Source organism: Paracoccus salipaludis (assembly GCF_002287065.1).
Classification (GTDB): domain Bacteria; phylum Pseudomonadota; class Alphaproteobacteria; order Rhodobacterales; family Rhodobacteraceae; genus Paracoccus; species Paracoccus salipaludis.
This window is the reverse complement of record NZ_NSJZ01000017.1, coordinates 1-15,647: the sequence shown is the minus strand read 5'-3', so window position 1 is coordinate 15,647 and position 15,647 is coordinate 1. Positions and strand designations below refer to the sequence as shown.

The 15,647-nt window shown below is 69.7% G+C and carries 19 protein-coding genes; 6 read left to right on the top strand and 13 right to left on the bottom strand.

What is annotated here, in order from left to right; genetic code table 11:
- The first annotated feature begins 146 nt into the window (after positions 1–146).
- From CK240_RS14600 to CK240_RS14585, 4 genes are all read left to right on the top strand, one after another.
- On the top strand, positions 147–1,346 hold the full coding sequence (locus CK240_RS14600) for an AAA family ATPase (protein WP_095641112.1): 1,200 nt from the start codon (positions 147–149) through the stop codon (positions 1,344–1,346).
- Positions 1,343–2,287 carry a ParB/RepB/Spo0J family partition protein gene (locus CK240_RS14595; protein ID WP_095641072.1) on the top strand — a complete coding sequence of 315 codons (945 nt, stop codon included), beginning with the start codon at positions 1,343–1,345 and terminating at the stop codon, positions 2,285–2,287. The genes CK240_RS14600 and CK240_RS14595 overlap by 4 nt, the downstream gene beginning before the upstream one ends.
- A gap of 154 nt (positions 2,288–2,441) precedes the next feature.
- Positions 2,442–2,681 carry an AbrB/MazE/SpoVT family DNA-binding domain-containing protein gene (locus CK240_RS14590; RefSeq protein WP_095641071.1) on the top strand — a complete coding sequence of 80 codons (240 nt, stop codon included), beginning with the start codon at positions 2,442–2,444 and terminating at the stop codon, positions 2,679–2,681.
- Complete coding sequence (locus tag CK240_RS14585; RefSeq protein WP_095641070.1) at positions 2,678–3,091, top strand: type II toxin-antitoxin system VapC family toxin; 414 nt, start codon at positions 2,678–2,680, stop codon at positions 3,089–3,091. The genes CK240_RS14590 and CK240_RS14585 overlap by 4 nt, the downstream gene beginning before the upstream one ends.
- A gap of 224 nt (positions 3,092–3,315) precedes the next feature.
- Here the strand turns inward: CK240_RS14585 and CK240_RS18745 are convergent, their stop codons facing one another.
- Both CK240_RS18745 and CK240_RS18740 read right to left on the bottom strand, forming a co-directional pair.
- Entirely contained in the window at positions 3,316–4,443 is a 1,128-nt protein-coding gene (locus CK240_RS18745; RefSeq protein ID WP_205957856.1) for a sensor histidine kinase, read from the bottom strand.
- 203 nt (positions 4,444–4,646) lie between these two features.
- Positions 4,647–4,820, bottom strand: a complete 174-nt coding sequence (locus CK240_RS18740) for a hypothetical protein (protein WP_167650064.1) — start codon at positions 4,818–4,820, stop codon at positions 4,647–4,649.
- Positions 4,821–5,087: 267 nt separating this feature from the next.
- On the opposite strand from CK240_RS18740, the gene CK240_RS14575 reads away from it, so the two are divergent.
- Positions 5,088–5,324 (top strand): hypothetical protein, encoded by a 237-nt coding sequence (locus CK240_RS14575; RefSeq protein ID WP_095641069.1) that lies wholly within the window; start codon positions 5,088–5,090, stop codon positions 5,322–5,324.
- Between the two features lie 207 nt (positions 5,325–5,531).
- On the opposite strand, the gene CK240_RS14570 is transcribed toward CK240_RS14575, so the two are convergent.
- The 8 genes from CK240_RS14570 to CK240_RS14535 form a co-directional block, all read right to left on the bottom strand.
- Positions 5,532–6,308 (bottom strand): L-fucose dehydrogenase, encoded by a 777-nt coding sequence (locus CK240_RS14570; RefSeq protein ID WP_095641068.1) that lies wholly within the window; start codon positions 6,306–6,308, stop codon positions 5,532–5,534.
- A 3-nt stretch (positions 6,309–6,311) separates the two neighbouring features.
- A complete protein-coding gene (locus tag CK240_RS14565; protein ID WP_095641067.1) occupies positions 6,312–7,586 on the bottom strand; it encodes an L-fuconate dehydratase in 1,275 nt (424 codons plus the stop codon).
- Positions 7,583–8,044 carry a fumarylacetoacetate hydrolase family protein gene (locus CK240_RS14560; protein ID WP_095641066.1) on the bottom strand — a complete coding sequence of 154 codons (462 nt, stop codon included), beginning with the start codon at positions 8,042–8,044 and terminating at the stop codon, positions 7,583–7,585. Before CK240_RS14560 ends, CK240_RS14565 begins: the two co-directional genes overlap by 4 nt.
- A 57-nt stretch (positions 8,045–8,101) precedes the next feature.
- Positions 8,102–9,043, bottom strand: a complete 942-nt coding sequence (locus CK240_RS14555) for an ABC transporter substrate-binding protein (RefSeq protein WP_095641065.1) — start codon at positions 9,041–9,043, stop codon at positions 8,102–8,104.
- 78 nt (positions 9,044–9,121) lie between these two features.
- The gene (locus CK240_RS14550; protein ID WP_095641064.1) at positions 9,122–10,132 is read right to left on the bottom strand and encodes an ABC transporter permease; all 1,011 of its coding nucleotides are present in this window, start codon (positions 10,130–10,132) and stop codon (positions 9,122–9,124) included.
- Positions 10,129–11,631 carry a sugar ABC transporter ATP-binding protein gene (locus CK240_RS14545; protein ID WP_095641063.1) on the bottom strand — a complete coding sequence of 501 codons (1,503 nt, stop codon included), beginning with the start codon at positions 11,629–11,631 and terminating at the stop codon, positions 10,129–10,131. The genes CK240_RS14550 and CK240_RS14545 overlap by 4 nt, the downstream gene beginning before the upstream one ends.
- Positions 11,628–12,449: an amidohydrolase family protein gene (locus CK240_RS14540; protein WP_095641062.1), complete on the bottom strand. Its 822-nt coding sequence runs from the start codon at positions 12,447–12,449 to the stop codon at positions 11,628–11,630. Before CK240_RS14540 ends, CK240_RS14545 begins: the two co-directional genes overlap by 4 nt.
- Before the next feature lie 50 nt (positions 12,450–12,499).
- The gene (locus tag CK240_RS14535; RefSeq protein WP_095641061.1) at positions 12,500–13,237 is read right to left on the bottom strand and encodes an SDR family oxidoreductase; all 738 of its coding nucleotides are present in this window, start codon (positions 13,235–13,237) and stop codon (positions 12,500–12,502) included.
- Positions 13,238–13,375: 138 nt separating this feature from the next.
- Here CK240_RS14535 and CK240_RS14530 point away from each other — a divergent pair, with 138 nt between their 5' ends.
- The gene (locus CK240_RS14530; protein ID WP_095641060.1) at positions 13,376–14,155 is read left to right on the top strand and encodes an IclR family transcriptional regulator; all 780 of its coding nucleotides are present in this window, start codon (positions 13,376–13,378) and stop codon (positions 14,153–14,155) included.
- A gap of 9 nt (positions 14,156–14,164) precedes the next feature.
- Here CK240_RS14530 and CK240_RS14525 read toward each other — a convergent pair whose 3' ends face one another.
- The 3 genes from CK240_RS14525 to CK240_RS14515 form a co-directional block, all read right to left on the bottom strand.
- Positions 14,165–14,599: an RbsD/FucU family protein gene (locus CK240_RS14525; protein ID WP_095641059.1), complete on the bottom strand. Its 435-nt coding sequence runs from the start codon at positions 14,597–14,599 to the stop codon at positions 14,165–14,167.
- 87 nt (positions 14,600–14,686) lie between these two features.
- Positions 14,687–14,983: a hypothetical protein gene (locus CK240_RS14520; RefSeq protein ID WP_205957855.1), complete on the bottom strand. Its 297-nt coding sequence runs from the start codon at positions 14,981–14,983 to the stop codon at positions 14,687–14,689.
- A gap of 214 nt (positions 14,984–15,197) precedes the next feature.
- Positions 15,198–15,647: beta-keto acid cleavage family enzyme (locus CK240_RS14515; RefSeq protein WP_135058849.1), on the bottom strand; the 450-nt coding region annotated here is incomplete at its 5' end.

Genomic DNA, 15,647 nt, shown 5'->3' with positions numbered 1-15,647 from the left:
CGGTTCAGGATACCGGAAGCCTCGCAGAATCGCTCCCTAGCGCCTTGGCGGTCATCTTTCGGTTTTTGAGCCATGAAGCCGGTATGAGCGAACTTTACGGCAAGGCCCCGAAAGTGCATGGTTCCCGCAAACAAGGGACCCGCATCATGGACAGTGCTCTTCCGCCCGTCACGCTTGACGAGCTTTCCGTCCTCAGCCGCCGCGCCGCTACCGTGATCGACCGGCTACGCGAGCGCGTCTTCGCGCCGGGCACGCAGAAGCAGCTGGATCTGCGCTTCAATGTCCGCACCGCCGCCGAGATGGTCGGCCGCTCGGAAAAGGCGATCCGCGACGCCGAGGGCGACGGCCGGCTGCCATCCCCCGACAAGGACGAGGACACCGGGCGCCGGCGGGGCTATTCGCTGGCCGACATCGCGCGGATGCGCGAGGTCTTCGGCACCCTGCCGCATCGCGCGCCCGACGATCCGCCGCTGGTCCTGGCCGTGCAGAACTTCAAGGGCGGCGTCGGCAAGTCCACCATCGTCACCCATCTGGCGCAGTACTTCGCTCTCAAGGGGTATCGCGTCTGCATCATCGACTGCGACAGCCAGGCGTCCACAACCGCCGTCTTCGGACTGAACCCCGACGTGGACGTGGACGAGGAAGAGGACACGCTTTATCCCTTCCTGCGCCACGGCGGGCCAAAGACCCTGCATTATGCGCTGCGGGCGACCTACTGGCCGGGCATCGCGATTGTCCCGGCAAACCTCGGCCTTTACGATGCCGAATATGAATTCGCGGCCCGGATGGCGCGCGACCCGGCCTTCATCCTCGACCGCCTGCGCGAGGGTGTCGAAAGTATCGCGGACCAGTTCGACATCATCCTGCTGGACCCGCCGCCCGCGCTGGGGATGCTGTCGCTGTCGGTGCTGCGCGCGGCCAACGCGCTGCTGGTGCCGGCGCCGCCCAACAACATCGACTTCGCCTCGACCGCGCATTTCCTGAAGATGCTGGAAGCGACGCTGGCCGAACTCGCGCGACACGGGGGCGAACGGCATTACAGCTTCGTCAAGATCCTGACCTCGAAGATGAACGAACAGAAGTCGGCGCATCAGGCGATCAAGCGGATGATGGACGCGGTCTTTCCGCAGGACATGCTGCTGTCGGTGCTGAAGGACAGCGCCGAGATCGACAATGCCTCGGCCAACCTGATGACCGTCTACGAGATGACGGGCGCCGCCACGCGGACCGAGACGCACAAGCGCTGCCGTGCTTATCTGGATGCCGTGGGGCGCGAGGTCGAGCTGCTGGCCCGCAAGACCTGGCCCAGCCACCACCGCGATCTGCGCAAGGAGGGACTGCTGTGAGCAAGCGCCATAACGCGATCTTCGACGATGTCCTGCGCGACATGGACGAACCGGCGCCCGTCGCGGAAAAGGGCGGCGCACGGTTCCTCAAGCGCTCGAACGCCCTGGCCGAAAGCGGCACGCGCGAGGAGAAGGTGCTGCGCTGGGTCGACCCCGCCACCTGCGTCATGTGGGAACGCCACAACCGCGCCTACGACCTGTTGACCGAGGCCAACTGCCGCGACCTGATCGACAGCCTTCGCGCCCAGGGCCAGCAGGAGTTTCCCGCCATCGTCCGCCGCCGCCAGGGCGAGGGCGCGGAATACGAGGTGATCTGCGGCGCCCGGCGGCACTTCGCGATCTCGTGGCTGCGGGCGAACAACTATCCGCAGTTCCGCTATCTGGTCGAGGTCCGCGACCTGACCGACGAGGAAGCCTTCCGCCTTGCCGATATCGAGAACCGTGACCGGGCGGACCTGTCGGATTACGAACGCGCGCGGGACTATGCCAAGGCGCTGGAGCTTTATTACGGCGGCAAGCAGAAGGCGATGGCCGCGCGGCTCGAGGTGTCCGAGGCCTGGCTGTCGCGCTACCTGTATCTCGCGCGGCTGCCGGAGGTGGTCGTTCGCGCTTGGCCGCAGATCACCGACCTAAAGGAACTGCATGCCCGCATCCTGCGGCCCTTGCTGACCGACTCCGGCGACAAGGTTCTGGCCGAGGCCGAGGCGATCGCCGCCGAGCAGGACAGCGCGCGGGCAGGGCAGGGGCCGTTCGTCCCCGTCCCGCGCGTGCTGGCCCGGCTGAAGTCGGCCACCCTGCCGCCTGCGAAACAGACGGCGCCTTCGGGCAAGCTGCGCATCCGCGAGCGAGGACGCGAGGTCACGCTGCAATTCGACCGCGACCTCGACGAGCCGACGCTGCGGGCCGAACTGGACCGTTTCCTTGCCGAGCGCTTCGGGTGAATACTGGAAATTGCCAACTGGCAATTTCCTGCGGACAAGGATGGAAATTGCCAGTTGGAAAGACGCTCAAGTAACTGGGACTGTGAACAAATCCTGTCCCCTTGCTTTGGGGCAAGAGGCGCATTACCTTAAGTAATACCAACCGAGGGTACCCATGCGCATCACCATCAAGGGGCAGGTCACGATCCCCCAGACCATTCGCGACGCGGCCGGGTTTCATCCGGGGACCGAGGTCGATTTCGTCCTGGGCGACGACGGACTGGTGCGGGTGATCCCCTCGGACCGGCTGCGATCCGAGCGGGCGCAGGCGCTGAGCCATGCCCTGACCCGGCTGCGGGGCAGCGCGGATACGGGGCTGACCACGGATGAGATCATGGCGCTGACGCGCGAATGACGCCGGTTCTGGTCGATTCGAACATCCTGATCGACATCGCCACGGACGATCCGCACTGGGCCGCATGGTCGGCCGAGGCGCTGGCGCGGGAAGGGCAGGGGGCTCGGCTGGTCATCAACCCGCTGATCTACGCCGAGGTCTCGGTCGCCCATGCCCGCATCGAGACGCTGGACGCCCTGCTGCCGGACGACGTCTTCGCGCGCGAGCCCCTGCCCTGGGCGGCCGGCTTCCTGGCCGGCAAGGTCTTCCTGACCTACCGGCGCAGGGGCGGTGCCCGCCGCTCGCCCTTGCCGGACTTCTACATCGGCGCCCATGCCGCCGTGCGCGGCTATCGGCTGCTGACCCGCGACCGCGCGCGCTATGCCACCTATTTCCCGACGCTCGACCTGATCGCCCCGGCCACGACCTGATCCCTGCGGTTCCGGGCCAGCGCATCGGCCCGGCACAGCCGCAGCGGGCGGGTCCAGCAGTCGAGATCACCGCGCCACGGTCGTTCAGGCTGCGGCGATCGCAGAGGAAAAACCCTGCAAGGGCAGGGCCGATTTTCCGGTCGCCGAAGCGGTTCCGGCCACCGGCCCAGCCTGCCGCACTAGGCGCCGAGGCTCAAAGCCGGGCCATGCGCGGCGGGGAAGGCTTACCCTGCCAGGCTTCTCAAGGGCATCGACAGCGTCACCCGCAGGCCCGAAGCCGCCCATTCGGGGGTCATGGTACCGCCCAGGCTGTCGATGCCGCTTGACACCATCATCGTGCCGAAGCCGGTTTCGGCCGGAGGACCCGAGGTGGCGGGACCGCCCCGTTCTTCCCACGTGATCTCGAAGCTCGCCCCGTCGGCCCGGCAGTCCACATGCACCCGGCCCTCCGGGGTCGAGAGCGCTCCGTACTTGATGGCGTTCGTCGCATGCTCGTGCAGGATCAGGGCCAGCGTCGTTGCGGCGGACTGCCCCAGCGGCAGGTCGTCGCCCGTGATCCGCACCCGCGTGCCATCCGCGTCATAGGGCCGCAGCAGCACCTCCAGCATGCCCTTCAGGGTGCTTTCACCCGCGTTTCGGGCCGAGACGCTGCCCGGTAGAACATAGTCATGCGCCCGTGCAAGGGCACCGATGCGCTGCCGGAAGGCCGCGGCGAAGGCGCGGGCCTCGCTGTCGCGCGCCGAGGCGGACGCCAGGCCGTTGACCACGCTGAAGACGTTCTTGATGCGGTGGGACAATTCGCGCGCCAGCAGGTCGCGGGCCTCGATCGTCCGCTTCAGTTCCAGATGCGCCATGGTCTGGCGGGCAAGCGCGCGCAGCACCTCGCGCTGCTCGGCCGTCAGTCCCTCGGGACGGGGCCGATAGTCCAGCACGCAGACCGTCCCGAGCGGCAGTCCTTCGGGTGTGTCCAGCCGGGCGCCCGCATAGAACCGCAGGTTCGGGGTTCCGGTCACCAGCGGATTGCAGTTGAAGCGCTGGTCCTCCGCCAGGTCCGGGACGACCAGGATGTCCGGCTCGAGGATCGCGCGGGCGCAGATCGACACGTCCAGCGGCATCTGGCGCACACCGAGCCCGACCTCGGACTTGAAGAACTGGCGCGTATCCGCGACCAGGTTGACCACCGCCATCGGGGCCCTGCAGACGAGCGCGGCCACGCGGGTGATGTCGTCGAACTCGGGTTCGGGCGGCGTGTCGAGGATGCCATAGCGCAGAAGCGCGGCGAGCCGGTCGGCCTCGTCCCATCCGGGCTGGCCCTCATTGCCCGCCTGGCCGCACCCCTTCTCAACACTCACAGTCAACGACTTCACCGCTATTGCCGAACATGATCTCTGGACTGGTCCATGCCGAGGGACGCCCTGAAGCAGCAAGCGCGGTCGCCGAGGCAATGTCCATCACCCTCTACGTCCAAACCCCGATGTTCGGCAATCAAGCGCCATGAGGCTGCAATTCGCGGGGCCGCCCTTTCGCGCGGCAGGCGGGCGGGGGGAAATCGGGATCAGAGCTTCCGGCGCGCGAGCTTGTCATAAAGGTCCCGGTAGGTCGCGTTGTGCCTGTAGGCGCTGACGGCCTTCAGGATCAGCTCCCACTCCTCGGCCGTGAGGCGGGGACCCGGCGCACAGGCGCGAAGGGCGGACAGATTCGGGTTCGGCCGAAGCGAAAGGGCGTGCATGGGACTTCCTGGCTGCGATGTCGGTAGACGGAAGGGCAACGGCTTCCGCCGCGCGAAGTTCATCGCCGGGCCATCAACTTTCCCGTGTAACCACCTGAGGTTGCAGTGACGTTGCGTTCCGGCCGGCCGCTGCGCCGGGATGCGACTGTGTTCATCCGGCCACACTGCCGCAGATACATGGCCGAACATCATTCCATCGGGACAACCGACCAATCTCGGGCTATCAGGAACCCTGGCGTTCCCAGGCCGCTGCAAAGGAGACGGCGTTTGGCATCCGACATCGAGACATGCTGTTGCGGAACGGACCTGCCGCCCTCGGTCTCCATCGACGCCGAAAGCATCCGGATGTGGCAGGCCATCCTCGAATGCCCGGCCTGCGGCTATGTGGCCTGCGCCCTGGGCTGCGCGCCGCTCGGTGCGCTTGCGCAGGCCACGCTCGGCTGGAACGCCCATGCCGCCCCTGTGCACGGATCCGGGTTCACCCTTCCGCTGCGGTATCACTGACCCTTTCCCGGCCGGCATCGGGCCGGGCAGCCCTGCGCCGGAAGGGCGGATGACGGGTGCAGGCGAGGTTCGTCCCGCCGAAAGGCTGGCCGCGCGCCGGCGCTGCCGCAGGCTTCCCTCCACCCGTGAGAGCGAGGGCACCGTCACGCCGCAGGGCCGGGGCGCCAAGGGCGGACGCGCGGGGGCGCCATCGCCCCCGGCGCCGGATCAGGAGGGCTGCGGCCCCATGATCGCGCGGTCCAGATGGGTATAGCCGCCGTCGGGGAAGATCCACTGCCCGGTGGTGTGGCTTGCGCGGTCCGACAGCAGGAAGGCGCAGCTGTCGGCGATCTCGCGCGCCGTCGTCATCCGCGCCCCCAGGGGGATCCGGGCGGTGATGTCGCGCAGCCTTCCGGCGGGGTCGGGCAGGCTGTCCAGCCAGCGGCGGTAAAGCGGCGTCATCACCTCGGCCACGACGATGGCGTTGACGCGCACCCCGTGGGGCAGGAAATCGACCGCCCATTCCCGCGTCAGCCCCAGTTCCGCCGCCTTGGCCGCCACATAGGCCGAGGTGCCCCCTTGCCCCGTCACCGCCGTCTTCGAGCTGATGTTGACGATCGCGCCGCGGCTGGCGCGCAGGTCGTCGGCCAGCAGGTGCACCATCGTGTAGTAATGCACGAGGTTCGCATCCAGGCTGGCGCGGAAGGCCCGGGGCCCGGCCCCGATCCCCACGCCGTCATTGGCGCCCGCGTTGTTGACCAGGCCGTGGACGGTCCCGTGGCGGGCGCGGACGGCTTCGACCGCGGCGCGGCAGGCCTCGTCGTCCGACAGCTCCACCGGCACGAAATCCGCGCCGGTCCGCGACAGCCAGCCCGCGTCGGGCGGGCGGCGGGCAAGGATCACGGGCCGCGCGCCTTCCTCGGCCAGCACCTCGGTGATGCCCGCCCCGATGCCCGAGCCGCCGCCCGTGACGACAACGACCTTGCCCTTGAGGTGAAGGTCCATGCCCTAGCCCCCGAACCGGTAGGTTTCGAGGCTTTCGGGCTTCATCTCGATCGAGAAGCCGGGCAGGCGCGGGGGCATGTAGGCCGCGTTCTCGATCCGCACGGGGTCGAGGAAATGCTCGTGCAGGTGGTCCACGTATTCGATGACCCGGCCCTCGCGCGTGCCCGCGATGCACAGGTAGTCGATCATCGACATGTGCTGGACATATTCGCACAAGCCCACGCCGCCCGCGTGCGGGCAGACCTTCAGCCCGTGCTTCGCGGCCATCAGCATGACCGCCAGCACCTCGTTCAGGCCCCCCAGCCGGCAGGCGTCGATCTGGACCACGTCGATCGCGCCCTCCATGATGAACTGCTTGAACATGATGCGGTTCTGGCACATCTCGCCGGTGGCGACCTGGACCGGGGCCACGCCCTGGCGGATGCGGCGGTGGCCGGCGACATCGTCGGGGCTGGTCGGCTCCTCGATGAACCAGGGGTCCGCGAAGGACAGCCGGCGCACCCAGTCGATGGCCTCGTCCACCTCCCACACCTGGTTGGCGTCGATCATCAGGTTGACGTCTGGCCCGACCGTCTCGCGGGCGATGGTCAGGCGGCGGATGTCGTCGTCGAGGTCGCGGCCGACCTTCATCTTGATGTGCCTGAAGCCCGCCTCGACTGCCTCGCGGCACAGGCGCCGCAGCTTGGCGTCGTCATAGCCCAGCCAGCCCGCGCTGGTGGTATAGCAGGGATAGCCCTCGCGTTCGAGAATGGCGCGCCGTTCCGCCTTGCCCCCGGCCTGCCGCGTCAGGAAGTCCAGCGCCCAGTCGGGCGTGATGCAGTCGGTGAGATAGCGGAAGTCGATCAGGCGCACGATCTCCTCGGGCGTCATGTCGGCCACCAGCCGCCAGACCGGCTTGCCCTCCATCTTGGCCCACAGGTCCCAGGCGGCGTTGACCACGGCGCCGGTGGCCAGGTGGATCGCGCCCTTGTCCGGGCCGATCCAGCGCAACTGGCTGTCGCCCGTGACATGGCGCCAGAAGCGGCCCATGTCCGCCGTGACCCAGTCCATGTCGAGGCCCACGACCAGCGGGCGCAGCGCCTCGATGGCGGCCACGCAGATCTCGTTGCCGCGCCCGATGGTGAAGGTCAGGCCATGGCCCCGGTGGGGGCCGTCGGTGTCCAGGATGACATAGGCCGCCGAATAGTCGGGATCGGGGTTCATCGCGTCCGAGCCGTCCAGCGCCCGGCTGGTCGGGAAGCGCACGTCCACCGTGCGCAGGCCGGTGATCCGGGTCATGCCTGCACCACCTTCCGGGTCCTCTCGCCCAAGCCCTCGAACCCCGGGCGCATCACCTCGCCGCCCTTCAGGCAGACCGGCGGCTTCTGCCCCGGCCCCGCGCCGGGGGGCGTCCCGGTCGAGATCACGTCGCCCGGCTGCAGCGGCAGGAAGCGGCCGAGATGGGCGATGATCCGCGGCACCTTGAAGATCATGGTCGCGGTCGAGCCGTCCTGGAAGCGCCGGCCGTCCACGTCGCCCGCCTCGTCGGGCGTGTCCAGCCGGGGGCCGATGCGGGGGCTGCCCTCGATAGCCGGAAGGCCGCGGGGGTCCGGCGCGGAGATCCGCGCCAGCCCTTCGGGGGTCAGCGCCTCGCCGGCGATGTCATCGACATGGGCCGACAGGTCGCGGATGCGGCCCTCGCCGTCCAGAAGGCCCGGCTTTTCCCGACCCGGCGGGCCATGGCGCAGAAGTTTCATGAAATCCTCGTTCGCACGGCCCGGCGGCGCGCGGCCCCCGGGCCTGTTTCGTCCCGATCAGTCGTAAAGAACCGCCGCGATCGCCGGATCGTCGATGTTGGTCTTGTCATACCAGTAGAAGCCGGTGTCGATCGTCTTGGGCAGCGTCTCGCCCTTGCTGGCGGCGACGGCGGCCTTGACCGTCTCGTAGCCGATGCCGACCGGGTTCTGGGTGATGGCGCCCGCCATCACGCCCTCGCGGATCGCATCCTTCTGGGCCTTGCCGGAATCGAAGCCCACCACCACGACCTTGGCGCCCATCTCGCGCACGCCGTTCAGGACCCCCACGGCCGAGCCCTCGTTGGTGCCGAAGATACCCTTGATGTCGGCATTCGCCGCCAGGATCGCCTTTGTGATCTCGGTCGATTTCAGGTGGTCGCCGTCGCCGTATTCGACCGCCACCACCTCGACTTCGGGGTACCTGGACTTCATCTGGTCAAGGAAGCCGTCGCGCCGGTCGATGCCGGTCAGCGAGGTCTGGTTGTGGGCGACCACGGCCACCTTGCCCTTGCCCCCGATCATCTCGCCCAGCTTGTCGGCGGCCAGCGCCGCGGCGGCCTTGTTGTCGGTCGAGGCGGTGGCCAGCGGGATGTCGCTTTCCACGCCCGAGTCGAAGGCGATCACCGGGATGCCCTCGGCCTGCGCCTTCTTCAGCAGCGGGATCACGGCCTGGCTGTCCAGCGCGGCGATGCCGATGGCGGCGGGCTTGTTGGCCAGCGCGGCGGCCAGCATGTCGATCTGCTTGTCCACCTGGGTCTCGTTGTCGGGGCCGTCGAAGCTGACCCGGACGCCCATCTCCTGGCCGGCCTTGTCCGCGCCGGTCTTCACCGCCTGCCAGAACTGGTGCTGGAAGCCCTTGGAGATCAGCGGGATGTAGAGATCCTGCGCGACGCCCGCGCCGGTGCTGGCCAGGAACGAAAGCGCGGCTGCCGCGCCCATCATCTGCCGTCGTGTGAACATGGTGTCCTCCCTGTGGTTCACGCATTCATGTCCCGCCCCGGAGATCCCGGGGCAGGGGGGCCTCCACCCCCCGGACCTTCAGGCGGCGCCGCGCCGCCGCAGCTGGTCGGCATAGACCGCCGCGATGATGATCACGCCGGTCACCACCGTCTGCCATTCCGGCGCGACCGACAGGACGCGCAGCCCGTTGGTCAGCACCGACATGATCAGCGCCCCGATTACCGTGCCCAGCACCGTCCCCCGTCCCCCCGACAGCGACGTGCCCCCGATGACCACGGCCGCGATCGCCTCGAGTTCGTAGCCGAGCCCCAGCGCGGGCTGGGCCGAGTTCAGCCGGCTCGAGATCAGCAGCCCCGCGATGCCGACGATGCCGCCGGACAGGGCATAGATGGCCATCTTCCAGCGGCCGGTGTCGACGCCCGACAGGCGCACCGCCTCCTCGTTGGACCCCAAGGCGAAGGTATAGCGCCCCAGCACGGTCCGCCCCAGGATCCAGGCCACCGCCCCGGCGACGGCGAACAGCACCAAGACCCCGTTCGGCAGCGGGAACTGCGGGATCAGCCGCCCCACCACCGAGCCCTGCGAGATCGCGGTGTAGCCTTCGGTGTCGTTGAAGTAGATCGGCTTGGTCCCGGTCACGATCAGCGACAGGCCCTTGAGCACCAGCATCATCCCCAGCGTGGCGATGAAGGGCGGGATCTTCGCGCGCGCGACCAGCGTGCCCGAAACCAGCCCGACCAGCGCGCCGGTGGCGATGGCGGCCAGCACCCCCAGCGGCAGCGGCGCCCCCATCCAGGTCAGCACCACCCCCGCGACCACCGCGCAGAAGGTCATCAGCGTGCCGATCGACAGGTCGATCCCCCCGGTGATGATGATCAGCGTCACCCCCACCGCCAGCACCCCGTTGACCGAGGTCGCCTGCAGGATCGAGATGATGTTGTCGGTCCGCAGGAAGCTGGGGCTGGCCAGCGAGAAGCCGGCCACCAGCACCATCAGGCCCGCGAAGGCCAGAAGCTTCTGATACGCCCCGCCCGCGCGGGCCGGTCCCTTGTCCGCCGTGCCCGACGGCCTTGCCGTGGCCTCGCTCATGCCGCCGCCCCCTCGCGCTGCGTTGCCAGTTCCATGATCGCCTCCTGCGAGGCCCCGCCGGGCAGGATGCCGGTCAGCCGCCCTTCGCACATGACCGCGATGCGGTGCGACAGGCGCAGTACCTCGGGCAGTTCGGACGAGATCACGATGATCGCCTTGCCGCCCGCCGCCAGGTCGCCGAGCAGCCGGTAGATTTCCGCCTTGGCGCCCACGTCGATGCCGCGCGTCGGCTCGTCGAAGATCAGGATGTCGCAGTCGCGCAGCAGCCACTTGGCAATCACGACCTTCTGCTGGTTGCCGCCCGACAGAAGCCGCACCTCCTGCCAGTCGCCGGGCGTGCGGATGCGCAGCCGCTCGATGTAGTCGCGGGCGATCCGCCCCAGCGCCTGCTCGTCGATGCGGCCGATGGCGTCGGCATGGCGCGGCAGGCTCGCCATGGCGATGTTGGCGCGCAGGTCCATGCCGAGGGCGAGGCCATAATGCTTGCGGTCCTCGGACAGGTAGCCGATCCCCTCGCGGACCGCGTCGGCGGGGCTGCGGATCGAGACCTCCCGTCCGTGGACAAGGATGCGGCCCGCGTCGGCCGGCTCGGCCCCGAAGATCGCGCGGGCGAGTTCCGTCCGCCCCGCCCCCATCAGGCCCGCGAAGCCCAGGATCTCGCCCCGCCTGAGGCTGAAGGAGATGCCGCGCAGCTCGGGCCCCCGCGACAGGTCGCGCACCTCGAGCGCCGTTTCCGCGGCCGAAAGGTCCGGGATCGCGGCCTTCTCGTCGGTCAGCTCGCGCCCGACCATCATGGCGATGATCCGCGCGATGGGGGTTTCGGCGGCCGCCACCGTGCCGACATGCGCGCCGTCGCGCATGACCGTGACCCGGTCCGAGATGCGCCGGATCTCGTCCATCTTGTGGCTGATGTAGATGATGCCCACGCCCTCGGCCCTGAGCCGGGCGATGATGGCGAAAAGCTCGGCGATCTCGGCGTCGTTCAGGGCGGCCGTGGGCTCGTCCATGATCAGCACGCGCGAACGGTAGGACAGCGCCTTGGCGATCTCGACCATCTGCTGGTGCGCGATGGTCAGGCGCGAGACGGGGGTGCGCGGGTCGATCCCGAGGTTCATCCGCGACAGGATGGCCGCGGCCTCGGCGTTCTGGCGCGCCTCGTCGATGCGGCCGAAGGACAGCCGCGGCTCGCGCCCGATCCAGATGTTCTGCGCCACCGTCAGGTCGCGCATCAGGGCCAGTTCCTGGTGGATGATGCCGATCCCCAGGTCCTGCGCCGCCTTGGGCGTGGGCAGCGCGACCGCCTGGCCGTCGATCAGGATGCGGCCCGCGTCCGGCTGGTAGACGCCCGACAGGCATTTCATCAGCGTGGACTTGCCCGCCCCGTTCTCGCCCATCAGGGCGTGGACCTCGCCCGCGCGCAGGTCGAAATCGACGGACTTCAGGGCGTGGACGCCCGGAAAGCGCTTGTCGATGCCTTCCATCCGCACCAGTCCGTTCATGGTTCGACCCCGTAGAAGCGCGCGGCGTTGCCGCCCATGACCGCGTGACGCTCGGGCGCGGCCAGCCCCTCCAGCAGCGCGCCGGTCAGGTCGAGCCATTCGTCATAGCTTCCCGCCAGCGTCAGCACCGGCCAGTCGCTGCCCCAGATCAGCCGCCCGGGGCCGAACCAGTCCAGAAGCGGGTCCGCGATGGCGCGCAGGGCGGGCAGGGGGTCGGCGCGTTCGGCCGGGGACAGCTCGGTCAGAAGGCCCGACAGCTTGCAGAAGACGCGCCCGTCCACGGCCAGCGCCCGCATTCCGGCGGCCCAGTCCGCCTTGTCGCCGGGCTGCGGCTTGGCGGCATGGTCGATCACGAGGGGCAGGTCCGGGTTCCGCGCGGCGAAGCGCGCCAGCACCGGCAGGTGGCGCGGCGTGACCAGCGCGTCGAAGCGCATCCCGTGGTCGGCCAGCGCCCGCAGCGCCTCGGGGCGCGGGGCTTCCAGCAGCCAGCCGGTGTCGGGAATGTCCTGCAGCATGGGGCGGATGCCGCGGAACAGGGGATCACCCGCGCGCGCCGCGATGGCGCGGGGCGCGCCGGGGTCGGCCAGGTCGATCCAGCCCACCACGCCCGCGATGCGCGGCTCGGCCGCGGCAAGGTCCAGCAGGAAACCGGTCTCGGCCGGCGAGGGCGCGGCCTGCACCGCGATCACGCGGCCCGCGCCGGGATGGTCGGCGGGCAGGAAATCGCGGCGGATCGGCGCCAGCGGCCCGCCCGTTCCGTTCAGCCAGCCATAGTCGCCCCGCGACAGCCGCCAGAAATGGCAATGTGCATCAAGCATCTGCGCCGCCGCCCCTCCCCTGGCTGCGAAGCTGAACGAAGGAATCCCGCCTAGATCGTCACGCCTCCATCGACCAGCATGGCCTGTCCCGAAACGAAGCGGCTTTCGTCCGACAGCAGGTAGACCACCATCGGCGTTATATCCCCGACCGTGGCCAGCCGTCCCATCGGCTGGCGGGCGATGAAGTCCCTTTCCGCCTGCGCCGGATCGGCGGCGGCGGCGATGCGCCCGCGCAGGCTGGGCGTGTCCACCGTGCCGGGGCACAGCGCGTTGCAGCGGATGCCCCGACCCACGAAATCGGCGGCGATGGCCTTGGTCAGCCCGATCACGGCAGCCTTGGTCGCGCCATAGGCGGTGCGGTTCACGAAGCCTTTGACCGAGGAGGCCATGGAGGCCATGTTCAGGATCGAGGCGGTGCCCGTCTCGGCCGCGCGATCCAGCATCCCCGGCAGCACGGCGCGGGTCAGGCGCATCATCGCCGTGACGTTCAGCGCGACGCTGCGGTCCCAGTCCTCGTCCGTCAGGTCCAGAAGGCTGCCCTGCGCGACCATGCCCGCGCAGTTGAACAGGCCGTCCAGCCGGCCGACCCGCCCGGCCGTTGCCGCGATCGCGCCCGCGTCGGTGACGTCGAGGGCGGCGGTTTCCATCCCCTCCAGCCCGCGCAGAAGCCCCGCGTCGCGGTCGGTGGCGATGACGCGGGCGCCCTCGGTGGCCAGGGCGATGGCGCTGGCGCGGCCGATTCCCTGGCCTGCGGCGGTGACGAGGATGGTTTTTCCGGCCAGTCGCATCAGACCTCCCCAGTCTCTGCTTGCCCGCTTGTGAACAGGCTATTCATATGTGGAAAATCGGCGCAAGAGATTCCTTGCACCTCCCGGCCCCTCCGGGCAGCCGGGGGCGCGGGCATCCCGCCGGCACGGAGGACCTCGATGACCACCCCCGTCACGCCCGAGACCGGGCCGCCCGAGGCCCCGGCGGACCGCTACCGCGCGCCCGCGCTGGACAGGGGGCTCGACATCCTCGAGGTGCTGGCCGACCAGGCGCGCGGCCTCACCCGAGCCGAGATCGTGAAGGCCCTGGGCCTCGGCCCTTCGCAGATCTACCGGATGCTGGAACGGCTGGTCGCGCGCGGCTATGTCACCCGCGACGAGGGGGGCGACCGCTATGCCCTGACGATGAAGCTGTTCCTGCTGTCCACCCGTCACCCGCCCCTGCGCCGGCTGGTCGCGCAGGCGCAGCCCCTGATGGACGGGTTCGCCCGCGAGATCCGCCAATCCTGCCACCTGGTCGTCCCCGAGGGCGGCATGGGCATCGTCGTGGCGCAGGCGAGCCCGCAGGGCCACTGGGAGTTCCGGGCCCGGATCGGCGGGCTTCTGGACCTGTTCGCCACCAGCTCGGGCCTGACGCTTCTGGCCTTCCAGAACCCCGAGCGGGCGGCCGGGACACTGGGGCAATGGGGCGTCCCCGCAGCCGAGGCGCGGCTGGCCGAGGTGGCCGATCACCTCCGCGCCATCCGCGCGCAGGGCGCCCGGATCGAGCCCTCGGCCCATCTCGGCGGGGTGACGGACATCAGCGTGCCGGTGCTCGGCCACGGGGACGAGGCCGTCGCGGCCCTGACCTGCGCCTTCATCGAGCATCCCGGCGAGGCGGGCGAGGAGGGCCGCGCCCGGGCGGCGGCGGCACTGAAGGCGGTGGCGGCCCGGATCTGAGGGCGGCCGTCAGGCCGAGATCACGCCCTTGCGCAGGATGAAGTTGCCGTAAGGGCGGGTTTCGGCCGTGCGCAGGACGGCAAAGCCGCGCCGCGCCCGGTCATAGAAGGCGAAGCGTTCAAGGGCCGCCGGGCGCAGCCCCTCGGCGGCCAGCAGAGGCACCGCCTCGGCCACGACCGCGGGCACCGCCGCCGGGTCGTCCACGACCTGCATCGTCAGGACGGGATCGGGTTCGAAGCTGTCGATTGGCAGCAGCGACAGGATCGCGCGCAGGGCCGCCACGGCGTCGCAGTCGATCCGCAACTCGGTTTGGGCGACCGTGTGGCGGGCGACGGCGGCCGACGGGAAGTTCGCATCCGCAATCACGATCTCGTCGCCATGCCCCATCCGGGCCAGGACCCGCAGCAGGTCCGGGCTGATGCGCGCGTCGATCCCCTTGAGCATGACCCTGCCTCCTGTGCCGGCCGGAACTCTGGCACAAGGGCGCGGCGGGTCAACCGGATTGTCCGCCGGTCCCCCGGGCGTCGCGCCCTACCGGCCGAAGACGCCCACGGCAAGCTCGGCCCAGGTCAGCAGAAAGGCCGCCGCAAGCGCCAGTGCGATGGCGGCACGCCAAGCGCGGCTTCGGGTCAGCCTCAGCGCCAGTTCCCACCCGAGGCCGGCACCGCCGATCAGCAGGGCGGCGGCCACGAAGTCGAAGACACCCCAGTTCACCTGATTGGTGACCTGCATCGCAAGCAGGGGCAGCAGGATCAGCAGGGCGGCGGACCCCCAGGCCACGATCCGCCCGCGATGTGGGGAACCGGCGTTCTGCGGATGCGCGCTCATCTGCCTGCCCGTTTGCCTGAACCAGACGCCAGTCTATCACGGGTCCGATGTCCGGCAACATCGCGAAGCGCCGTAGGCGGCCGTCCTGCGTCCTGCCCCCCCCGAAGCCGGGCCTTAGACCGTCACCTCCGCGGCTGCCCGGGCGGTCGGCAGGCGTGGGGGCCTTCCATCCCGGCGTCTCCGTAAAGCTGCCCCCAGAGGCCGCCCGCCATTGTCATGCAGGCATCCTGAGCCCGAGGATCTGCCGTGCCTGCTGCCAGGTGGCGACGGGGCGCCCGTATTTCTCGCACAGCTCCGCCGCGCGGCGCACCAGTGCGGCGTTCGAGGGCGCCAGCCGGTCGCGGTCCAGCCGCACGTTGTCCTCGAGCCCCGTGCGCGCGTGGCCGCCCGACGAGATCGCCCATTCGTTCAGCACGATCTGGCTAGGCCCGATGCCCGCCGCGCACCAGGGCGCGTTCTCGCCGAACAGCCGCCTGACCGTGCGGATGTAGTAGTCGAACACCTCGCGGTCGGCGGGCATGGCGTTCTTCACGCCCATGACGAACTGCACATAGGGCGTGCCCTTCAGCCGCCCGTCGTCGGCCATCTTCCTGGCCTGCAGGATATGCGACAGGTCGAAGGCCTCGATCTCGGGCTTGACGTCGTATTTCAGCATCTCGGACGC